At 74.4% G+C, this 1,708-nt stretch carries 2 protein-coding genes; one reads left to right on the top strand and one right to left on the bottom strand.

The window, feature by feature from the left end:
- The first annotated feature begins 162 nt into the window (after window positions 1-162).
- Window positions 163-1,059: a sugar kinase gene (locus Q0112_RS01270; RefSeq protein WP_297970399.1), complete on the top strand. Its 897-nt coding sequence runs from the start codon at window positions 163-165 to the stop codon at window positions 1,057-1,059.
- On the opposite strand, the gene plsY is transcribed toward Q0112_RS01270, so the two are convergent.
- Window positions 1,056-1,640 carry a glycerol-3-phosphate 1-O-acyltransferase PlsY gene (gene plsY, locus Q0112_RS01265; RefSeq protein WP_297970397.1) on the bottom strand — a complete coding sequence of 195 codons (585 nt, stop codon included), beginning with the start codon at window positions 1,638-1,640 and terminating at the stop codon, window positions 1,056-1,058. The two genes, Q0112_RS01270 and plsY, sit on opposite strands and share 4 nt — an antisense overlap.
- Between the last annotated feature and the right edge of the window lie 68 nt (window positions 1,641-1,708).

Below are 1,708 nucleotides of genomic sequence, written 5' to 3'. Positions count from 1 at the left end.
CGTTTCCCATATGGATTCCATACGATTTCCATACTGAGGAAATCCCGGTTAACCCCTGCCGCACCGGCCAAATCTCGGCCTCCCTCCCGGCGGGGGCGATTTCCCCCTTGTCCCCCCTCTCCCGATGCTGTTCCGTTCCGGAAACAGCCGGGGGACGGGTCCATGCGGGTCGCCAGCATCGGGGAATGCATGATCGAGCTCACCCTGCCGCGCGAGGACGGCGAGGGCAGCCGGGTCGGCTTCGCCGGCGACACCTGCAACGCCGCGATCTACCTCAAGCGCTCCGCCCCGGAGATCGAGGTCGCCTACGTCACCGCCCTCGGCACCGACCCCCTCTCGGCCCGGATGATCGCCTTCTTCGAGTCCGAGGGCCTCGACACCGGCCTGATCGAGCGGCGGGCCGACCGGGTCCCCGGCCTCTACGCCATCAGCCTCGACGAGAAGGGCGAGCGCAGCTTCACCTACTGGCGCGATACCTCCGCCGCCCGCACCCTCTTCCTGCCGCCGGCCGAGGTCACGCCCGAGCGGCTCGCCGACTTCGACATCGTCTATCTCTCCGGCATCACCCTGGCCGTGCTGGCGCCGGAGGCCCGCGCCGGCCTCGCCGCCTTCCTCGACCGCTACCGCCGTCGCGGCGGCAGGGTGGCGTTCGATTCCAACTACCGCCCCCGCCTCTGGCCCGACCGCGCCACCGCCCGCCGCGAGATCGCCGCCTTCTGGGCGCTGACCGACATCGCGCTCCCCTCGCTCGACGACGAGCTGGCGCTCTTCGGCGAGGCGGGCGAGGCGGCCGTCCTCACCCGGCTTGCCGCCGCCGGCATCCGTCGCGGGGCGCTGAAGCGCGGCGCGGACGGCCCGCTGCCGATCGGCGGCGACTTCCGCCTGCCCGCCTTCCCGCCCGCGGCCCGGGTCGTCGACACCACCGCCGCCGGCGACAGCTTCAACGGCGCCTATCTCGCGGCGCTCCTCCGCGGCGAGTCCGAGCCCGCCTGCCTCGCCGCCGGCCACGCCATGGCGTCGGAGGTGATCGGCCAGCCCGGCGCGATCATCCCGCGCTAGGCACCCTTGCCGATCCGCGGCTCGCTGCCGGCGAGGAGGCGGCCGATGTTGGCGCGGTGGCGGACCCAGACGAGGGCGGCGAGCGCGAGGCCGAGCCAGATGGCGTCGGGCCGGCCGAAGAGCCAGAGCCAGAGGGGCGCGAGGGCGGCGGCGGCGAGCGCGGCGAGCGAGGAGAAGCGCGTGGCGGCGGCGACGGCGAGCCAGGTGGCGCAGGCGGCGAGGCCCGCCGGCCAGGCGAGCGCCAGCATGATGCCGAGGAAGGTCGCGACCCCCTTGCCGCCGCGGAAGCCGAGCCAGACCGGGAAGAGGTGGCCGAGGAAGGCGGCGAAGCCGGCGACCATCGCCGCCGCCTCGCCGGCGAGCGCGCGCGCGGCGAGGACGGCGACTGCGCCCTTGGCGGCGTCGAGAAGGAGGGTGGCGGCGGCGGCGCCCTTGTGGCCGGTGCGCAGCACGTTGGTCGCGCCGATGTTGCCCGAGCCGATCGAGCGCAGGTCGCCGAGCCCGAGGGCGCGGGTGATGAGGACGCCGAAGGGGATCGAGCCGAGGAGATAGGCGAGGAGGAAGGCGAGGGCGAGGGTCATGCTGTCTCCCGCGCGAAGACCCGGCGGCCGGCGACCCAGGTGGCGAGGACGCGGCCCTGCATGCGGCG

The organism is uncultured Amaricoccus sp., from assembly GCF_937858865.1.
Classification (GTDB): Bacteria; Pseudomonadota; Alphaproteobacteria; order Rhodobacterales; family Rhodobacteraceae; genus Amaricoccus.
This window is presented reverse-complemented; position numbering and strand designations above follow the sequence as displayed.

Bases quoted from the DNA above. Each gene is read 5' to 3' on its own strand.
- Q0112_RS01270 (WP_297970399.1), top strand. From the start codon at position 163: ATGCGGGTCGCCAGCATCGGGGAATGCATGATCGAGCTCACCCTGCCG.
- plsY (WP_297970397.1), bottom strand. From the start codon at position 1,640: ATGACCCTCGCCCTCGCCTTCCTCCTCGCCTATCTCCTCGGCTCGATC.